This is a genomic window from Enterococcus massiliensis, from assembly GCF_001050095.1.
In the GTDB taxonomy this organism is placed as follows: domain Bacteria; phylum Bacillota; class Bacilli; order Lactobacillales; family Enterococcaceae; genus Enterococcus_C; species Enterococcus_C songbeiensis.
On the sequence record NZ_CVRN01000005.1, the window covers coordinates 22636 to 43697 of the forward strand.

General features: G+C 38.5%; 14 protein-coding genes. All 14 read left to right on the forward strand.

The features are described from left to right. Nucleotides 1–35 precede the first annotated feature (35 nt). The 14 genes from BN1875_RS03180 (at nt 36) to uvrC (ending at nt 20782) form a co-directional block, all read left to right on the forward strand. Nucleotides 36–2858: a TOTE conflict system archaeo-eukaryotic primase domain-containing protein gene (locus BN1875_RS03180; RefSeq protein WP_048603424.1), complete on the forward strand. Its 2823-nt coding sequence runs from the start codon at nt 36–38 to the stop codon at nt 2856–2858. A 147-nt stretch (nt 2859–3005) separates the two neighbouring features. Next, a complete protein-coding gene (locus BN1875_RS03185) occupies nt 3006–3899 on the forward strand; it encodes a Fic family protein (protein WP_048603425.1) in 894 nt (297 codons plus the stop codon). 137 nt (nt 3900–4036) lie between these two features. Then, nucleotides 4037–4927, forward strand: coding sequence for a DUF975 family protein (locus BN1875_RS03190; protein WP_048603426.1), 891 nt, complete (start codon nt 4037–4039; stop codon nt 4925–4927). Nucleotides 4928–4959: 32 nt separating this feature from the next. Continuing rightward, nucleotides 4960–5148: a hypothetical protein gene (locus BN1875_RS03195; protein ID WP_048603427.1), complete on the forward strand. Its 189-nt coding sequence runs from the start codon at nt 4960–4962 to the stop codon at nt 5146–5148. A 179-nt stretch (nt 5149–5327) separates the two neighbouring features. After that, nucleotides 5328–5654 carry a PadR family transcriptional regulator gene (locus BN1875_RS03200; protein WP_048603428.1) on the forward strand — a complete coding sequence of 109 codons (327 nt, stop codon included), beginning with the start codon at nt 5328–5330 and terminating at the stop codon, nt 5652–5654. Then, a complete protein-coding gene (locus BN1875_RS03205) occupies nt 5655–6401 on the forward strand; it encodes a permease prefix domain 1-containing protein (RefSeq protein ID WP_048603429.1) in 747 nt (248 codons plus the stop codon). Nucleotides 6402–6623: 222 nt separating this feature from the next. Further along, nucleotides 6624–9098, forward strand: coding sequence for a vitamin B12-dependent ribonucleotide reductase (locus tag BN1875_RS03210; protein ID WP_048603703.1), 2475 nt, complete (start codon nt 6624–6626; stop codon nt 9096–9098). Between the two features lie 303 nt (nt 9099–9401). Continuing rightward, entirely contained in the window at nt 9402–13922 is a 4521-nt protein-coding gene (locus tag BN1875_RS03215; RefSeq protein WP_187115912.1) for a prenyltransferase/squalene oxidase repeat-containing protein, read from the forward strand. Then, nucleotides 13919–15061, forward strand: coding sequence for a DUF4430 domain-containing protein (locus BN1875_RS13310; RefSeq protein ID WP_053082147.1), 1143 nt, complete (start codon nt 13919–13921; stop codon nt 15059–15061). Before BN1875_RS03215 ends, BN1875_RS13310 begins: the two co-directional genes overlap by 4 nt. A gap of 2 nt (nt 15062–15063) precedes the next feature. Continuing rightward, nucleotides 15064–16008: an energy-coupling factor transporter transmembrane component T gene (locus tag BN1875_RS03225; RefSeq protein WP_048603431.1), complete on the forward strand. Its 945-nt coding sequence runs from the start codon at nt 15064–15066 to the stop codon at nt 16006–16008. Further along, nucleotides 15986–17659, forward strand: a complete 1674-nt coding sequence (locus BN1875_RS03230; protein WP_048603432.1) for an ABC transporter ATP-binding protein — start codon at nt 15986–15988, stop codon at nt 17657–17659. Before BN1875_RS03225 ends, BN1875_RS03230 begins: the two co-directional genes overlap by 23 nt. Next, nucleotides 17632–18459, forward strand: coding sequence for an ECF transporter S component (locus tag BN1875_RS03235; RefSeq protein ID WP_048603433.1), 828 nt, complete (start codon nt 17632–17634; stop codon nt 18457–18459). The genes BN1875_RS03230 and BN1875_RS03235 overlap by 28 nt, the downstream gene beginning before the upstream one ends. Before the next feature lie 9 nt (nt 18460–18468). Further along, complete coding sequence (locus tag BN1875_RS03240; RefSeq protein WP_048603434.1) at nt 18469–18858, forward strand: DUF4430 domain-containing protein; 390 nt, start codon at nt 18469–18471, stop codon at nt 18856–18858. 133 nt (nt 18859–18991) lie between these two features. Beyond that, entirely contained in the window at nt 18992–20782 is a 1791-nt protein-coding gene (gene uvrC / locus BN1875_RS03245) for an excinuclease ABC subunit UvrC (RefSeq protein ID WP_048603435.1), read from the forward strand. Nucleotides 20783–21062 lie beyond the last annotated feature (280 nt).

Sequence of the window (21062 nt, forward strand, 5' to 3'; positions counted from 1 at the left end):
GGCAGACAAATCTTAAGCAAAGAAGAGAACTATAAATGAAAAAATATGTGCGATTAAAAAATGGTCAAGAATTGATTCTCTTGAAGAAATTATCTGACTTATTTTCAGGTGAACAGGTTTTTATTGTTGAAGATTCGTCTGGAACACAATATTCAATTACGCAAGCTAGTTTAGAGAATCATATGAACCACAAGGGTTTTTCAAAGGAAGAAAAATTGAATCTGTTTAAAAGCTATTTTACAGGACGTCAAGATGTCTTTGCCAAACGATGGGGTAACGGAAAAGGATATAGTCCGTATTGTCGTTTGGAATGGAGCAAAAATCCTCGATGTCCGAAAAATGACAATCCTAAGTATAAGTGCATAGAATGTCCAATAAGGCAGTTTGTTCCATATGATGATGAAACAATCAATAAGCATATAATGAACGATGCTAGAAATAACTTTTATGGAATTTACCCGTTACTTGAAGATGACACGTCTCATTTTGTTGTAATAGATTTTGATAAAGGGCATGCGGAAGAGGAGGCAAAATCTTTTGTAGAAACCTGCCAACGATATGATATAACTCCGTTGATTGAACGATCTCAATCAGGAAACGGTATCCATATTTGGCTCTTTTTTAAAGAAAAAATACCTGCCTCAAAAGGAAGAAGACTGGCAAATCTGCTGTTAACAGATGCGATGATGCACACTCCATTAATGAATTTTACTGCCTACGACCGTATCATACCTCTGCAGGATACATTGCCTAAAGGGGGATTTGGGAATTTAATTGCACTTCCGCTTAAATGGGAGAATGTAAAAAAAGGCTGTTCAATTTTTTTAACTGATCAATTTCAGACCTTACAGCCAACTGATTTATGGAATCATCTTTCTAAAATTCCCAAATATGATTCCAATGAAATAGATGACAGAATTACTGAAATCAACAGTGAAGTTTTGATTCTAGAGTATGAATTTGATGAAAACCGGTATTTACAAACAATGGGGCATAAGAAAAAATACCCGGCGAAATTACAAGTAAAACGTTCTGGCGAGCTTCAAATTTCTCTTAATGGTGTAAGTAGAGAGGACCAAATTCGGTTGATGTTTCTTGCAACATTTAAGAACCCTGAATACTATAAACTACAACGAATGAGGGCACCTATTTGGAATATTCCACGGTTGTTAACAGCTGCTAAAATCAGTAATAATATGCTATTCCTCCCAAGAGGAATCGAGGAAACTATGTGTAATCTTATGCCAGAGATGCGGATTGACGATTTGACTTCGAGTGGAGTAATAATCGATGTTGAATTCGTCGGGGAACTACGGAACGAACAAGTGAAGGCGATTCAATCAATCGCGGAACATGACCTAGGTATAATTTCAGCAAGAACAGGATTTGGAAAAACCGTTCTGGCCGCTTACATGATTGCTAAAAGAAAAGTCTCGACGCTTATTTTGGTACATAATCAAAATTTATCAAATCAGTGGTTCAATCAGCTACAGAATTTTTTGAGAATTAACTCTGAACCATTCAAGGAATACACCCCTACTGGACGAGTGAGGAAAAAAGAAAAAATTGGCACTATTTTTGGAAATAAGTTCCAACAGACAAAAGTAATCGATGTTGCTTCGATTCAAAAACTTTCAAAAATGTCAGAGGAAGAACGGAACACTTTTTTTACAGACTATGGAATGGTAATTATTGATGAGTGTCATCATATTGCAGCATTTTCTTTTGATGGTGTAATAAAACAAGCTGCTTGTAAGTATATTTTGGGATTGAGTGCTACGCCTAAACGGGAAGATGGTCTGACACCCATCATTAATATGAGATGCGGCCCTCTAAGATATGAAAGTTCTCAATTACAAGAAGAGAATGTTCTTATTAAGCAATACCTATACCCAAGATACACATCGATTGGCGAATTAGGCAAAGAATTTAAGAAACTATCCTATGTTGATCAACTCTCATCTCTCAGTAAATCTATAAATAGAACTCAGCAGATTGTCGAAGATATTGTGGCGAATTTCAAAACAGGGCGAACGTGTCTGGTTTTAAGTGAGCGCGTAGATCACTTACAGTTAATTGAAGCCGAAGTTTCTAAGCATCTTTCTAGTAATGACCTGTATAAACTTATTGGCGCAGGAAATAAAAAAAATAATAAAAATGTTGTCTCGGAACTGTTGGATCGAACTACGCCTTATATTTTATTTGCAACTGGGAAATATGCTGGAGAAGGATTTGATTTACCTCAATTAGACACACTCTTTTTAACTTTACCTTTTCAATCTGAGATTATGGTAAAGCAATACGCAGGGAGATTACAAAGAAATCTTAAAAACAAAGATGAATTAAGAATTTATGATTATGTTGATATCTCAAACGTAATGTTTGCTCGAATGTATCGCAAACGAACGAGATTTTATAAGCAGTTGAACTATGAGCTTGCGGAGGATGAGTTTACAAGAAAATACCAAGCACATATCTATGATGGCAACAATTATTGTCAGTTCTTTAAAGAAGATGTACAAAATACCAAAGAAACAATTTTTATTGCCATTCCCAAACTAAATAGTTCCTTGGTTGGGTTACTCAAACAGAATTTAGCTGCAAAATTTACGGTAGTAACAACGATACCATCTACACTTAACGGGAGATCAAGAGTAAATCAACAAAAGCTTGTTGAAAAATTACCCAGTAATAGTGTCATTAAATTCTTGCCTACAATTACTCAGGCAGTGTGTATTTTGGATAGGTCAATCTGTTGGTACGGAAATATATCTTTTTTGAATAATTCGAATCGGGAGCAAACTTCTTTACGTATTATTAATGAGCAACTTGCGAAAGAATTTATAGATGGAAATTAATTAATAATCTACTGAGCCACCGAAAATAGTCGGTATTTTCCGATTTTATACGAATGAATTCTATTATTGTCGGCAATATTTATTTTTTAAATATATAAATTGTTAGTTATTGCCGTTAGGTGCTATATTGTAAGAGAGGTGATCAAATTGAAGTATTTATCCGTAACAGATTTAGCAAAAAAATGGAATTTATCCGAGCGAACGGTCAGAAATTATGCGAGAATGGGACGAATCACAGGGGCAAGATTAAATGGAAAGACTTGGGAAATACCTGCGAATGTTAAGAAACCCAAACGCTTAAATAAAAAGGAAGTACTCTCCCCCAGCTTGTTAGAAATAGTAAAAGATGAAAAAAGAACCCATCAAAAAGGAAGCATCTACCATCGAATCCAAATTGATTTGACGTATAATTCTAACCATATTGAAGGGAGTCAATTAACTCATGATCAGACACGATATATTTATGAGACGAATACAATTGGTATAGGAGAGAATAGTATAAATGTAGATGACATTATGGAAACAGCCAATCATTTCCGTTGTATTGATGTAATAATTGAAGAAGCTAATTATCAGTTAAGTGAATCCCTTGTAAAAAAACTCCATCAGATTTTAAAAAACGGTACCAGTGATTCAAGAAAAGAATGGTTTGCAGTAGGTGAATATAAGAAGCTGCCAAATGAGGTTGGCGGAAAATCAACTACTTCACCTGAAAATACAGCTAAAAAAATGAAAGAACTCTTGGCTCAGTATAATAAAGTAAAAACAAAGACATTTGAAGAAATCATTGCTTTTCATTACGAATTTGAATCTATCCATCCTTTTCAAGATGGAAACGGTCGAGTCGGGCGATTGATAATGTTCAAAGAATGTTTGAGAAACAATATGGTTCCTTTTATCATTAATGAAGAATTAAAGCTGTTTTACTATCGCGGTTTAAAGGAATGGAAGACGGATAAGGAATATCTGATGGATACTTGCTTATTGGCTCAAGATAGGTTTAAAAAACAACTAGATTATTTCAGAATCGAATACCAGTGAAATCAGCCCAGGTAATTTAGATGTCGTATTTTTCTTAAGAATATAGCAACCGGCTATTCAGATTAGCAAGGTTATTTGTTTTTTCTTTTTTTCAAACGTAGTATAATCAAACAAATAATAAATCTGGAGGGATTGAAGTGAGTAATTGTCCGAATTGCGGAAAAGAAGTGAGTGAGGGTGATAAGGTTTGTCGCTATTGTGGGTTTGATTTGACTAATTCCAAGGCAGAATTATCTCCGGTAATGAAAGAGAAACCAACCGTTTTACAAATGGAAGCAGCAAACAGTTTGGGGGTTACTCGAGCGGAGCTAAAACAAGAAGTGCAAAGAAAGCTGTCCGGTCGATACGGAGAATGGGTTCCGACCATTATTGGTTGTGGTATTGTGCTGGTCGGTCTTATTTTCTTGATGATTTTAGTAATGGGAAATTTCGGCGCAGAAAATGATTTTTACAGCGATTATTCGGGTTATTCTTATGTGGAATATGATCGGTCTAATTCCGGTTCTAATTTATTTATAGGTGGATTGCTGAGTCTGATTTTATTTGCGATTATTTTGTTATTTTCAAGTCAAATTGAACCAGTTCTTCAATGGAGCGGTATTTTCACTTTGAGAGGACAAAAAGCTGATGGCATAAAGATTTTCAAATACTTTGTGAAATCACAGAAAAATCGTGTGATCAAGGCCAATTTACTGATTACTCTGTATACTTTTTTATGGTCATTGCTGTTTGTGATTCCAGGTATTATCAAAAAAGCTTCTTATGCAATGACAAATTATCTGCTGGAAAAACGACCTGAATTATCTGCGAAGGAAGCAATCGCTTTGAGCCGGCAGATAATGAAGGGCTATAAATTGGAATATCTATTTTTACAAGCATCTTTTTATTTTTGGTTTTTCCTTTATGGGATGACCTATGGATTGGCTGGATTTTATGTCGTACCTTATTATTCCGTCACGACAATGGCTTTCTTAGAAGTTCTTTATCAAAAGTTTGAAGCTGAGCAAGCGGAAGAATGGGATTTTTAGAATGGAGCAAATTCTGAAAGGAGCAGGAAACCATGAATGAGGAAGTTTTTGAAGCTGATTTTGACGAAAAGGATCCCTTTGGTGAAGAGGAATCAGAAGAGTTGGAAGAGTTTGTGCTTGCAGCAGAAGAAGACGACGAGGAAGAGCAGCAATTTCAAAGCAATCAGGAAGAACAACTCTTTGAAGATTTCATGCAATGGAATTTTCTTGATGGGGAGTAAATGACAAATTGTCCTATTTAAAAGCCGAGAACCATTTCTCGGCTTTTTTGTTGTACTTGAATGTAAATTCAAGAGCTAAAAATCCGACTAAAGTCTTAGAAAAAAGTACTTTACCTGTCGGAGTAATCGTAGTATGCTAATTACAACGACAGATGAAGTACTTTTGGAGGGGAAGCAAAATGATCTCAAGCGATGGAATACGCGGCTACAATGATGCGATTATTTTGTCAATCCTGAAAAAAAATGATTCCTATGGATACGAAATTTCAAAAACGATTCGTGAAATGACAAAGGAAAAATATGTAATCAAAGAAACCACGCTGTACTCCGTTTTTTCTCGATTGGAAAAAAATGAGCTTATTACCTCCTATCCTGGTGAGGTGACACATGGGAAAAAACGAACCTACTACAAGATCACTAAGGTCGGTTTGGATTATTTGAATGACAAAAAACAGGAATGGCAGTTGACAAAAGCAGTTGTTGATCAGTTTATGGAGGGAAATTAAATGGATACGATTCGCAATTATTTAGAAAGTCTTTTTATTGAAGTACCACGAAACAGAGAAACAGAAAAATTAAAGACTGATTTATTGGCAAATATGGAAGATCATTATCATGAACTAATTGAAGAAGGAAAAAATGAGCACGAAGCAATTGGTACGGTAATCGCAACATTTGGTTCCATCGATGAATTGCTGGATGAAATGAATTTGGAGAAAGAAAAGGTATTTGCGGAAACAGATGGTGAGAACAATATTAGCTTAGAAGAAGCAGAAGAATATTGGCGTCAAGCGAAGAAAACCAGTTTTCAAATTGCTAGTGGCGTGTTTATTAGTTGTTTAGCAATCGCCGGCTTCTTCTTTTTTGCCGGATTAGGTGGACTATCAATTGCTTTTGGGCTTTTATTTCTAGGAGCGGCTGTTGCTGTAGGTTTTTTCATCGTTGCCGGCATGAAAAATTCAGAATTGAATCGTTTTTTAGGCAATCGATTGATTTCGGGGAAGGTGATTCATGCAGCACAACTCAGAGAAGATGCTTATCGTAAAAGTTTTAGTTTCTCTTTGATTGGTGGAATCGGTTTGTGTGTATTCTCGTTGTTCCCAATTCTTGCATCAATGACGATGTATGCAGGTGGAACAATTGGTATTTCAGGATTTTTCATCACGGTGGGTGCGGGAGTCTTTTTACTTATCTACGGCAGCTGTGTTCGGCATTCCTATCGTCGGTTTACTCAAAACAATTATTCTTGGTAGAAAAGAATTAATAGCAAAAACTTGCTCAGAATTTTTTGATTCTGAGTTTTTTTTTATGAAAAAACAAAAGCTTAACTGATAAACATTCTCAACTATAACAAAAAAAATTATAAATTACAACGTTGAATTATACGATATATAGTGTGATAATTATTCTCGAACACAAGATATTGTGCTGTTCGCGAATTTTTTTATTTAGGAGTGATTTTTGTGGCAAAAGCCTTGAGCTTTCAATATATTGAAAAATTAAATCAAACGATTCAACAATTTTCTGGTGTCTTCCCCGTCGAAAAAGAAATGACCATGACTTTTGAAGGGATTTCCCGTCTGATTATGCTGGATCGTTATGCCTTTAAAGATCCTAACGGTCAAACGATCACAAAAGGGGATTTGGTTGTTTTGACGACCCATCCAGATCCACAATATCCGGCAAGAGGAATCGGTGTGGTGCAGGATCAAACAGACGATCGATTAATCATCGAAGTGGAAGAAGAATTTCGCACGGCGTTGACGGATCCTCTCGAAGCAGCTTCTGGTCTGGTTGAACGTCACAAAAATGAAGTAGAAAAACCCATGGAAATTTATTTCGAACAAATTGCAAAACGTGTAGCGACAGGTATTGCAAAGATGGAAAATGGTAAAAAACAAGAAGAATTATTCCAAACTTTTTATCAACAGCTGGTGGAACAAAATTTGATTCCAGCGGGTCGAGTGTTGTATGGTGCGGGAACAAATTCGGAAGTCACCTACTTTAATTGTTTTGTAATGCCATTCATCCATGATTCACGAGGCGGTTTGGCAACTCACCGACAAGAAGTGATGGAAATTATGAGTCGCGGGGGTGGTGTTGGAACCAATGGGTCAACCTTGCGTCCACGAGCAGCCATCGTTCATGGGGTCAATGGAAAATCATCCGGTTCAGTTTCGTGGCTGAACGACTTGGCAAATCTTACCCATTTAGTAGAGCAGGGTGGCAGTCGGCGAGGCGCACAAATGATTATGATGGCAGATTGGCATCCAGATATTTTTGAATTTATTATTTCAAAAATGCAAAATCCGGCTGTTTTGCAGCATTTGATTGCTACAACGAGAAGTCCTATTGTCAAAAAATTAGCCAGTGAAAAATTGTCCTTTACCCCTTTAGCAGAAGCAGAGAAAGAATTTTATACGGCAGTTATTGAGAGTCAAAAAGCCAGCGAATTCAATGACTCGCAGTACCTCAAAGAAATTAAACAAAAATTACAGCAAGGCGGCAGTTATTCTGTTAAAAATAGTGAATTTTTATCTGGGGCAAATATTTCTGTTTGTCTGACAAAAGATTTCATGGATGCAGTAGAAAACGATAATGAATATGCCCTGCGTTTCCCAGCAATTGAAGACTATAATGAAGAAGAGATGGCAGATTACGATGAAAACTGGGCGGAAATTGGCGATGTCAGAGAATGGGCGACAACAGGCAGACGGGTAAAAACTTATGAAACAATCCAAGCTCGGGAATTGTGGAATTTGATTACTTTTTGTGCGACTTACTCAGCAGAACCAGGAATCTTTTTTATAGACAATGCAAACGAAATGACGAACGCTTCTGCCTACGGACAAAAGGTCGTGGCAACAAATCCTTGTGGAGAACAGCCACTAACCCCTTATGCCGTTTGTAATTTAGCTGCGATTAATTTAGCAAATATGGTTGATAAAAAAAATAGACAAGTAAACTTTGAAAAATTAGCAGAAGTTGTTCGTGCGAGCGTTCGTTTCCAAGACAACGTCATTGATGCTACCCCTTATTTTTTTGATAAAAATGAAACCCAAGCCAAAGGAGAACGTCGTGTTGGTTTAGGTGTGATGGGTCTTGCAGATTTATTGATTTACTGTGAAGAAACCTATGGATCAGAAACCGGGAACCAATTGGTGGATAACGTTTTTGAAAAAATTGCCACAACAGCCTATGAGACATCTATCGAATTGGCAAAAGAAAAAGGAAGCTTCCCATACTTAATTGGAAAAGACGAACAGGAAACTCGTGAATTACGGGAGAAATTTATTCAATCCGGTTATATGAAAAAAATGCCTGAAGCGATTCGTCAAGGCGTTCTTAAATATGGTATTCGAAATTCTCATTTGTTGACGGTTGCTCCTACTGGTTCAACAGGAACTATGGCAGGGGTTTCGACTGGCTTGGAACCTTATTTTTCCTTCTCTTACTTCCGCAGTGGCAGACTTGGTAAATTTATTGAAGTGAATGCAGCAATCGTTGAAGAATATTTGGCCGATCATTCTGCTTATACCAAAGAACAATTACCGGAATTTTTTGTTTCTGCTATGAGTTTAACTCCGGAAGCCCATGTTGGCGTGCAATGTACCATTCAACGCTGGGTAGACAGCTCTATTTCTAAAACAGTCAATGCACCACGAGGTTATCGTGTGGATCAAGTAGCAGCAATTTACGAAGCACTTTATCGCGGCGGAGCAAAAGGTGGGACCGTTTATGTCGATGGCAGCCGAGAGAGTCAAGTGTTGACGCTGGAAGCGCAAGAGAATTATCAGGAAGCTACATTGGAAGATGAAAATGTAGTGACGGTGGATCAACAACCATTGGAAGGAGAAATCTGCCCAATCTGTCAAAAAGGAACGATCGAAGAAATCGGTGGTTGTAGTACGTGTACCAACTGCAAAGTCCAATTAAAATGTGGACTGTAATCCAGAAATAATGAACAAGGAATACTTTTTATTTATGGACCGATAGCTTGAAGGGAATGCGGTGGAAATCCGCAACAGCCCCTTTCTACTGTAACGTGGAGATTCCTAAACTCATTCAAAAAACTTGAATAGGAAGACAACACGAAGTCAGATAGCTTCAACTAACGGCACTGGACAACATATCAGGGTGAATTGTCCAGCATCCATTTCTTTGACATGGTTTTTTGCCATGCATCAATTAGTGGTTGCTGGACACTCTGTATTTTATGGAGTGTTTTTTGTGTGAAAGAAATGGGGAGAAAAATGAAAAAAACGGTGCAGATCTTTTTGACTCTGCTTTTGGTGAGTCAGTCTTTTTTTATGAGTCTGCCGGTGTTTGCGGCGGTAGTTGAAGCAAGTAGCGAAACAAGGGAAAGTCAAGAGACTTCTTTATCTTCAGAGCTGATAACGAAAACAGAAGCCACAACAACCGCTGAAACGATTAATTCCTCGACACATTCGAGTGAAACAACTACTTCAACAGAAGAAAGTACAACTGCGAGTGAAAGGAATTTACCACAATCTACAGCAGTGAGTGAAACAAAAGCAATGGAAGTAAAACAAACGAGCAAAACAATTACCGTTTCGGTGGAAAAATTTGTGTTAGGTCAAGGCTACATCATCGAGCCACAAGAAATAAATGTGACACAAAATTGGAACTATGCGCAAGTGCTGGATTCTATATTTAAAAAAGCCGGCTACGGGTATGAGCATTCTGGTACACTAGCCAATCAATTTTATTTAGAAAGTGTCAAAAACAGTATCAATAATCCATTAGCTATTCCACAAGAATTGCAGAATTTTGCGAAACAAGCGGGAATATCTTTGTCAAATACAGAAAAAAATGAAGCCAATCAAAATTTAGCAGAATTTTCCTACACTGCGACATCTGGTTGGATGTATTCCATAAATAATCAATTTTCTGGTCGGGGAATGAGTGATACTTATCCGCAAAATGGGGATGTTTTTCGAGTTCAGTTCTCTTTAATTGGTTATGGGACTGATTTGGGCGCAGCATACGCAGAGACAGACTATCTGCCAATTGCGGACAAAACAGCGTTGACGAAAAAAATAGCGCAAATCAATCAGAATAAAAACGCCTGGCTTAATCAAGGAAGCAGTTATCAAGAAGCCTATCAAAATGCTTTTGAAAAGCTTACTGGTCTAACGGTTTCTCAGACAGAGGTCAATCAAGCACTGGCTTGGTTGCAAGAACCTAATAAAAATAATGAAGCGGCTACAGCAGCATCAAAAGTTGAAACCCAAATCAAGCAACTAGGTGCAATTACGACCCTTGCTCAGGAAACCGAAGTGCGTGCTGTCCGCGAAGCTTATGATGCTTTATCTGGTGAAGAGAAAAAGCAAGTGGCTGCAGAGATTCTGCAACAGTTAGTTCAAGCAGAAGTTAAAATCAATCAATTAAAAGAACAACAAAAAATTGATCAACTGATTAAACAAATTGAACAATTACCTGAAGTAAGTCAATTGACTGTGGCAGATAAGTCACAGGTATTTTCTGTCAAAAAAATTTTTGATGGGTTCTCTTCTGATCAGCAGAAAAAAGTGATTAATCAGGGAAAATTACAAGCTGCAATAGATAAACTAACTACCGTTTCTCCGTCAGAAACGATTGCTGATTCATTGCATGGGGCAACCACCTACTTGACCACCCATCTTAAAACGTTGGATGAATGGTCAGCCCTAGCGTTGGCTCGTTCAGAGAATCCAGCAGACGAAGCAACACGAACGGCTGCCTACAAAAAATTAGCAACCACGATTTTGAAGGTCGATTACGGGTCTGGTAGTGGGAAACGTCCGTGGACGGATGCGGAACGTCAAACAATCGGTGTGTTGGCTTTAGGCGGCGATCCCACAAATGTTGTGGGAAAAAATTTGATTCAATTGATTGCTGACAGCGACCTAAATGGAACTATCAACAATCAAATCTTTGGTTTAATCGCTCTTTACTCAAAAGAGTATGCAGTTGAAAACCGTGAAGCTAAGATTCAACAGTTGATTGATGCACTCACTCAACAACAGCTGAGTGATGGCGGCTGGGCACTATTTGGTAATGCAGGGGATATCGATGTGACGGGAATGACCTTGACCGCATTGGCTCCTTTCAAAGATCAACCGGCAGTAAAAAAAGCTATTTCCAACGGTGTTTCTTTCTTTAAAAATTGTCTAAATGAGCAGGGACAATTTTTTATTGCAACTTATTATTCACCAGAACCCAACGCAAATAGTCAAGCGCAGGCAGTTTTAGGTCTGGCAGCGGTGGGAGAAGATTTGACCCGCGGGGATTATCAAAAATCGGTCACACCGATCGAAGCATTGCTTGCTTTTCAACTGGAAGATGGCGGCGTCCGTTGGTTGATGGAGGATACAAAACCAGATAGCATGGCAACGGCACAAACTGCCCATGCCTTAAGACAAGTATTGTTTCAGCAAGCCAACAAGGGTGTGATTTATCAATTTACGAAAAATCCGGTGCCCACACTTCCGATTGAAAGTGAAGAAACGGCTGTTCAGCGAATGACGAAAGTAATCAATCAATTGCCGGATAGTCAAGTGTTGACCCTAAAGGAACAAGAAGAAGTCGAAACGGCGGTGATGGAATATAACTTGCTTTCAACGAAGGTAAAAGAAAAGATTTCCGCAGAAAATCGCAAAAAGTTAAACCAGTGTTCTGTAAGAATGACAGAAATTGTCGCCTCTGCAAAAAAAATTGCGGCAGTGGAAGAAAGTATCAGTTATTTACCAACACCGGAAAATATTTCTCTTTATTATCAAGGAATGGTAAAAAATACCCGGAACAAATATGAAAGTTTATCTACCCCGGAAAAAAACCAACTTTCTGCTAAATCTTTAGAAAAACTGCAAATGGCTGAAAAGAAAATTGCTGACTTAATTGCAGAAATAGAAAGTATTGCCAATGGTATAGAAAATTTACCGGAAAATCAGCAATTACGTTTAGAAAATTTGGCTGAAGTGAGTCGATTAACTACTGCCTTGGCACAGTTATCTGAAACTTCCAGAGAAGAAGTTTCCTTAGAACTACAAGAAAAACTGGCTCAAGCAAGAGATATTTTAGAAAAGCTGGTGATGGATCGACAAAAGGCAGATCAACTCAAAGAGAAAATCGAGAACTTACCCCAGTGGGCGAAGTTGCAACTTTTTGATGAAGCAATGATTATCGATGTTCGTGCTGAATATAATCAGTTGTCGGCAAGCCAAAAAACAATGATATCTTCCGAGTCGCTGAAAAAATTAGAAGAACTGGAAGAACGATTAGATGAATTAAAAAAACAAGATATGGTTTATCAACAGGTGCTTGACCATACGCAAAACTATGTCTTATCATTATTTACAAGCTACGTGCCGACCTATTCCAATGAATGGCTGATTTTGGCATTGGCACGTAATGGGTATCCACAAAACTCTCCGTTAATGACGACTTACTATCAAAACGTAGTTCGTCGACTACAAGAGGTAAATGGGCAGCTGCATTCAGTAAAATACACGGAATATTCACGGTTGATTTTAGCGTTAACTGCGATTGGCAAAAACCCAGCCGAAGTGGCAGATTTTGATTTGTTTTTACCCTTGCAAGATTTTTCTAAAACCATCTATCAGGGAATCAATGGTGGCATTTTTGCTTTGCTTGCTTTAAATGCGGCTCCTCAGCAGAAAACCATGACAACCAGAAAAAAGTTGCTTGATTACCTTTTAGAAAAAGAAATAGTTGGCGGAGGATGGACTCTTTATGGGAAGACACCGACAATTGACATCACCGCGATGACTTTGCAGGCTTTAGCGCCATACCGCCAGCAGCCAGCAGTAAAAAAGGCGATTGATCGCGGACTCACCTTTTTATCTAAACAACAAAATTCTGCAGGAAGTTTTGGTAGTGCCAAAACAGAAAATTCTGAAGAGATTGCGCAGGTAATCCTTGCATTGACGGCATTAGACGTTGATCCGACAAAAGATTCTCGATTTATCAAAAAGAAAAATCTGCTAGAAGCATTGGCAAAATTTCAGCTTAAAAATGGTGGCTTCATGCATGTTCTGCCAGGAGGAAACAGCAGTGGCGGAGGTGCACCTGGTGAGGCAAATGGGATGGCAACCGAACAGGCGTTAAGTGCCCTTGTGGCTTACCAACGATTGGCAGACAAGAAGACAAGTTTTTATCAAATGTCAGATGTTGTTTCACTATCAGATCAAGAAACCGTCGCGCAAGTGAGTGAGCAAATCAAAAAATTAACTCAGCCAAACCGGCAACCTGAAGCAGTCAAGCTAGCGCGAGCAGCTTATGATGGACTAACTGGAAAACAAAAAAAATTAATCCCTGCAGAAGTCTATCAACTATTAGTTGCGTCAGAAGGAGCAATTCAAAAATCAGAGAAAACAACGGAGAATGAACCAGAAAATTTTCAACGTGAGTCGGGAGATAATGGTATTGCTTCTGTCACTGAATCCACTGCGGGTTTTCAACAATTTGTTAGCAAAAAACGACCTTCTGCTACTACGCAATACCTACAAAAACCCATGACACAAGCAGCCGAAACACAAACAACGAATACTATTCTTAATAATAGTCAATCTGGTTGGAATTTTGTTGGGGAAACCTATACTCCAAAAAAATCTGTCCCGCAAAAATACAAGAAAGCGAAGGCAGAAGAATTGCCAATTCCTGAAATTATAGGTGGAAGTGTCATTTGTATCCTACTGGTGGGTGCTGGCTTATACAGAGTAAAAAAATCAAGAAGGGAATTATTGAAATGAAGAAAAAATGGATAGCCTCCCTTCTAGTTTTTCTCTGGTTCTTAGGTAGCTGTACACCGCAGACAAAAGAAACAACCCCTTTAGCCAGTGTGACGAACCTAAATGAAAATGGAATCGTGAAAAAGGAACAGTTGGCAACAATCAGTGGAAAGAAAAAGGTTTACACATTTAAAGGAACCGCAGGCACGATCCAGTATCAGTGGCTGTATCAAGGGAAACAAATCCAAAATCCTGTCGATCAGCATCTTAAAGTTACTTTTCAGGAGGGGTTGCAGGAGATTAAGGAAGCAGCGAACCAAGCTAGTGAAGCATTGGGTGTGAAGATTGAAAAAATGACTTTAGCGGAAACACCAATTATCGAAATCTATTTGCCTAAAAAATGGCAGGCAGACAAAGTTCTTCTTGTTCGTAAAATCAATGGTAAGCTGCAAACACTTAAAGAAAGTCAACCCCAAATTTCGACTGCCGGAAAGCAAACCAAACTTTCCTTCACCGTACTGGAAAGCGGGGTGCAATATTACCTGATTGGCGGCAAGACTAAAGCAGAAATGGAAAAGGCCTCTGCACAAACAACGAGTTCGTCGCTGGCAAAACAAATAACGCAATCATCTACAGCTCAGCAAGAAGTTGATCAGGATTCTACGCAAGAAACAATCCATCCAGAAGCAGAAACGCTCAAGCAAGAAACTTCTTCTGTTGCCTCTTCACAGACGGATTCAAAGGAAGAACCAGAAAAAATGGTGACCGTTTCAATTTCTGCTTCTGCACTTCTAAAAAATCGAGAGAAACTAAAAAAAGAAAAGCAAGCCTTCCTGCCAAAGGATGGATGGATTTTAGTCCCAACACAGGTTGTATTAAAAGAAAATGATTCGGTGTATGATATTTTAGTTCGTACAACGAAACAAGTAGGTATTCAAATGGAAGCCAGCTGGACACCGATGTACGACGCGTATTATGTTGAAGGAATCAATCAATTGTATGAATTTGATGCTGGAAACTTATCTGGCTGGATGTATAAAGTCAACGGGTGGGTGCCAAATTATGGGGCATCAAAGTATCGTGATTTGCAAGCAGGAGATCAAATTGATTGGTTATATACGATTGAATTAGGAACGGATCTTAATTCTGGAGGAGAATAACGATGAACTTACGAGAAAAAAGAGATGCCTTTTCTCAAAGCCATCCTGTAATTAATTTTCTCTATTTTCTTTTAGTCATTGGCAGCAGTATGTTTTGTCTGCAGCCGTTGATTTTGGGAATTTCCTTTCTATCCGCTGGCATTTATGCGAGTTATTTGAAAGGAAGTCGGCAGTTTTTTAGACGGTTACTCACTTTTTTGCTGCCGGGAATGGTCGTGGTGGCGCTGCTTAATCCCGTCTTTAATCATTATGGAGTGACACCGCTGCTCATTTTAGAAAATGGAAACAGAATTACAATGGAAGCCATCGCCTATGGGGTTGTTCTAGCTGCGGTGCTGGGAATTACTTTAACCTGGTTTACTTGCTACAATGCAGTGATGACTACAGACAAATTTGTGTATTTATTTGGGAAAATTTTGCCTGCCAGTTCTTTGGTTCTATCCATGGTTTTTCGCTTTGTGCCAAAATTTTCTCAACAATTGGCGGTGGTTCGTCAGGGACAAAAAAGTATCGGTCGAGATTTTTCACATGGGTCCATGATTCAAAAAATGAAGCATGCATTGACGATTTTTTCCATCATGATTACTTGGTCGCTGGAAAATGCGATTGAAACAGCAGATTCAATGAAGGCACGAGGCTATGGATTAAAAGGCCGTAGTGCATTTTCACTGTACCGTTTTGATCGCCGAGATGGTTTATTGCTCAGTAGTTTGCTTTTGTGTAGCGGTGTATTTTTTTATTTTTGGCGCAGGGGACAGTTTTATACCAGTTACAATCCGCAATTAATCATTTCTTTGCCTAAAACATTTGGAGAAAGTTTAGGATATCTCAGCTTTCTGATTCTTTGTAATCTCCCAATGATTCTAGCAGTATATGAAAAAATTCGGTGGCGACAAGCCAGAAAAATAGCGGGAGGTGCAGGAAGTGCCACTATTAACCATCAATGATTTTTCCTTTTATTATCCCGATGCAAAGTCGGCGGCCGTTGCGAATTTTTCCGGAAAAATGGAAGAAGGCAGTTTTACCGTATTATTTGGAAAAAGCGGCAGCGGGAAAACTACGTTGCTACGACAGCTTAAACCAGTTTTAGCTCCTCATGGGGAAAAAACGGGGAAAATATTTTTTGAGAATCGTCCATTAGATACACTACCCCTTCGAGAGCAAACGACAGCAATCGGATATGTTCTGCAAAACCCAGAAAACCAGTTAGTCACCGATAAAGTCTGGCATGAATTAGCATTTGGTTTAGAAAGTTTAGGCTATGATTCGGCGACGATTCGTTTGCGGGTAGCTGAAATGGCCGCTTACTTCGGTCTTCAAAACTGGTTTCACAAAGAGGTAGCTGAATTGTCGGGAGGACAAAAGCAGTTATTAAATTTGGCAAGCGTTATGACCTTGCACCCTCGTTTACTAATTTTAGACGAACCGACTTCACAGCTGGATCCAATCGCTACGACAGAGTTTTTAGAAACGATTGCAAAAATCAATCGAGAGATCGGTACGACGATTTTGCTGACAGAGCATCGCTTACAGGAAGCGTTACCGATGGCGGATCAGGTGTGGTTGATGGAAGAAGGCCGATTGACTGTAGAGGGAACCCCACAAAAAGTCAGTCAGATTTTGTCAGACAGTCCTAATGATTTGTTTGCGGCAATGCCGGCACCTGTACAAATTTTTGCTCATGCATCACAACAAAATACCCCAATTCCTTTGACTGTCAGAGAAGGGCGGACATGGTTGGAAACTCTTTCTCTTCGGAAGTTACCTATTCAAACAGATCAGCCGATAAATAAAAGTAAGCAGCCAATCATTGAAGTGAAGGATGTTTGGTTTCGTTATCAAAGTGAAGCAGAGGATATTTTGAAAGATTTCTCTTTTCAAGTAGACAAAGGTAGCTTTACCGGAATCGTTGGCGGGAATGGGGCAGGGAAAAGTACGATGCTTTCTTTACTTGCTGGGCTAAATCATCCTTATCGGGGTAAAATAAAAATTTTGGGGAAGAAAATTGAACGTTTTTCGGATCAGGAGTTGCATGTGGATCTGTTGGGCGTCCTACCGCAAAATCCGCAAAGTTTGTTTGTGAAGAAAACAGTTGGTACCGAGCTTGCGGACATGTTGCAGCCAAATCGAGTCACTAGTCAGATGACAACCCAACAACTTATTACCGGAATCGCTGAGACCGCCAAATTAGAAAATTTATTGGACCGCCATCCCTATGATTTAAGTGGTGGGGAACAACAACGATTGGCGCTAGCAAAGATTTTACTGTTGCGACCCAAAATTTTATTGTTGGATGAGCCAACGAAAGGGTTAGATGCTTTTTATAAAAATGAATTGGGACATTTGCTAAAGGAATTACAGGCGCAAGGTGTGACTATCGTGATGGTTTCCCACGATATCGAATTTATTGCTGAGCATGCAGATACCTGCGGATTATTTTTTGATGGACAGATTATTTCAACAAAAAATGCCAAAGCTTTTTTTGCTGGAAACCATTTTTATACGACTGCTGCCAACAGAATGGCACGAAAGTATTTTCCCAATGCAGTTACGATTGAGGATGTGAAGAAATGTCTAGACGAACAGAAGAATTTTTAAAAGCTTTTTATGCCGATCAACCTTTTCCTCATGAGACGATGAAAGAAAATGAGGAAGAGGAAATAGAGGAGTCAATTTTGCCTGTTGTTTCTCAAAAAAGACGACAATCTGTGTCTAAACGAACTTTCATCAGCTTGGGAATCGTGTTTTTGGGGATACTGCTAGTCTTAGTCATTATGCCGAAACTAGGCAGTCGAAATTATTTGACAGCAAGTTTGCTTCTTTTAGGATTAGCAATGCTTCCTTTTTTCATTGTTTTTGAAAATCGTAAACCACAAGCGCGGGAATTAATCATTTTGGCAGTGCTGATTGCTCTAGCTGTTGCTGGTCGAGGGGCATTTTTCATGTTGCCACAAGTTAAACCTGTGGCTGCTATTGTGATTATCACTGGGATTGCTTTTGGTCCAGAATCTGGTTTTTTAGTGGGGTGCTTTACGGCTTTGGTGTCGAATATTTTTTTCAGCCAAGGTCCTTGGACACCGTGGCAGATGTTTGCGTTTGGGATGATTGGTTTTATTGCCGGTTTGCTGTATCGTTGGGGACTATTGAAGAAAAATCGTTGGTCCTTGGCACTTTTCGGTTTTTTCAGCATTTTCTTCATCTATGGTGGGATCATGAATCCAGCATCTGTTTTATTGTTTATGCCGACCTTGAATAAAGATATTTTACTTGCCGCTTTTATCTCTGGCGCCCCCATGGATTTGATTCATGGAATATCAACCGCTGTTTTTTTACTTTTATTTGCGAATCCCTTTTTAGAAAAGTTACAACGAGTAAAACAAAAATATGGATTATTATAAGGAGTTAGTATGAAAAAAATTATTTCAACCACTCTGCTTTTTTTGAGTGTTCTTTTAATCAGTGCCTGTTCACCAAATAATAACGAACAAAAGGGCAACACGACAACAACGGAAGCTGTTTCACAAACAGTCACGATTGCGTTGAAGGAAGACGGGCAAGAACTAAGCAGTAAAAAAGTTACAATCAAAAAAAATGATACTTTGTTTGAGACGATGAAAAATAATTTTGAGATCAAAGACCAAGACGGATTTATTACGGAAATTGACAATCATGTTCAAGATGAAAAGGCCAATAAATATTGGACGTATACAATCAATGATCAGCCGGTTTTAAAGGGAGCCAAAGAAATTAAGTTAAAAGCCGAAGATCGGATTATTTTTAATTTGGCAACACAATAATATCTGGTGGCGGAGAAAAAATTTTTTCTCCGTTTTTCTAGTTTTTCTTAAGGACAGGCAAGATTGGTTCTTCTGATTGACACTCGTGATATACTATTCTCAGTTTGTAAATACATAATGAGGTGAAGATGCCTTGAATGAACGCATAAAAAATAAATTAGCGCTTTTACCAGATCAACCGGGCTGTTATCTGATGAAGGATAAAAATGGTACGATTATTTATGTAGGAAAAGCCAAGATTTTAAAAAATCGGGTACGCTCCTATTTTACCGGCAGTCACAATACAAAAACGGAACGGTTGGTTTCTGAAATTGATGATTTCGAGTATATCGTGACAGAATCTAATATCGAAGCCCTGTTGCTGGAAATCAATCTAATCAAAAAGAACGATCCTAAATACAATATTATGTTAAAGGATGATAAGACCTATCCCTTTATCAAAATTACCAATGAAAAGTATCCTCGATTGATGATTACGCGTAAAGTATTGAAGGACAAGGCCCTTTATTTTGGTCCATATCCCGATGTTGGTGCAGCAAATGAAACGAAAAAGATTTTGGACCGGTTGTTTCCTTTACGTAAATGCGGTACGCACCAAAAAGAACCCTGTTTGTACTATCATTTAGGGCAATGTTTGTGTCCATATGTGTTTCATGTTGATCCGCAAATTTTTAAAGACATGGTAGAAGAAATCAAAAGTTTTTTAAATGGCGGGCACACACAGATTCAAGAAGAAATTCAAGAAAAAATGAACGCAGCAGCACAAAATTTGGAATTTGAAAAAGCAGCCGAATATCGGGATCAGATTCGAGCAATCGAAACAGTCATGACACGGCAAAAAATGACTCAAACGGATTTCATGGATCGGGATGTTTTTGGTTATGCTGTAGATAAAGGGTGGATGTGTGTTCAGGTCTTTTTTGTCCGTCAAGGAAAGTTGATTGAGCGGGATGTCTCTATTTTTCCGTTTTACAATGAACCAACCGAAGATTTACTGACGTATATCGGACAATTTTATCAAGAAGCCGAGCACTTTATTCCGAAAGAAGTTTTGATCCCTAACGATATCGATCAAGAAGCTGTTGCTGCGGTACTAGATACAAAAGTATTGCAACCGCAACGGGGAGAAAAGAAAAAATTAGTTGAATTAGCTAACAAAAATGCTCGAGTGGCATTAAGTGAAAAATTTGACTTGATCCAACGAAAACAAGAACGAACGATCGGTGCAGTCGAAAAATTAGGTAATGCCATGAACATTCCAACACCAATTCGCATCGAAGCCTTCGATAACTCGAATATCATGGGAACAAATCCAGTTTCGGCAATGGTTGTATTTGTGGATGGAAAACCTTCGAAAAAAGATTACCGAAAATACAAAATTAAAACGGTTGTAGGACCGGATGACTATGCTTCTATGCGTGAAGTGATCTATCGCCGCTACTCCCGTGTGATCAAAGATGGGCTAACACCACCCGATCTGATTATCATTGATGGTGGGAAAGGACAAGTAGATGCCGCAAGAGAAGTTTTGGCGAATCAATTAGGAATGGATATTCCTATCGCTGGATTAGCAAAAGATGACAAGCATAAAACCAGCGAACTTCTTTTTGGTGCAAATTTAGAAACAATTGCATTGGAACGTAATTCACCAGAATTTTTCTTGTTGCAACGTATCCAAGATGAAGTCCATCGATTTGCCATTACCTTCCATCGTCAATTGCGCAGTAAAAATAGTTTTGCTTCAAAACTGGATGGAATTGAAGGGTTGGGTCCTAAACGCAAGAAATTACTATTGAAGGAATTTAAATCCTTAAAAAATATTCAAGCAGCCAGCGTTGCCGAAATTCAGGCAATCGGTATTCCGGAAAAAGTTGCTCAAAATGTTTTGCAGGAATTAGCGGCTCCAGAAAAAGCGAAGAGTTAGACGAAAGATTGAACCTGAAGTGTGTTTACGCACTTTAGGTTTTTTTGTATGGCAATACGGGTGTACTTCAAGAAATTTTTGCTTGAAAATGAGTTAAGAATTTTTGTGAAAAGACAGTGAGAAAAATTTGTTGAAAATATCACAATCGTGAAAGGAAGAGTTGCTTAATAACTCGTATTACTTGATGTTTCACCAATAAGTTCTATACTTACAGCATGGAAGCTGTTTTGTTTACTAGCTTGCAATCGATTAAAATATAGTGATTTTTATGAAAAAAAGG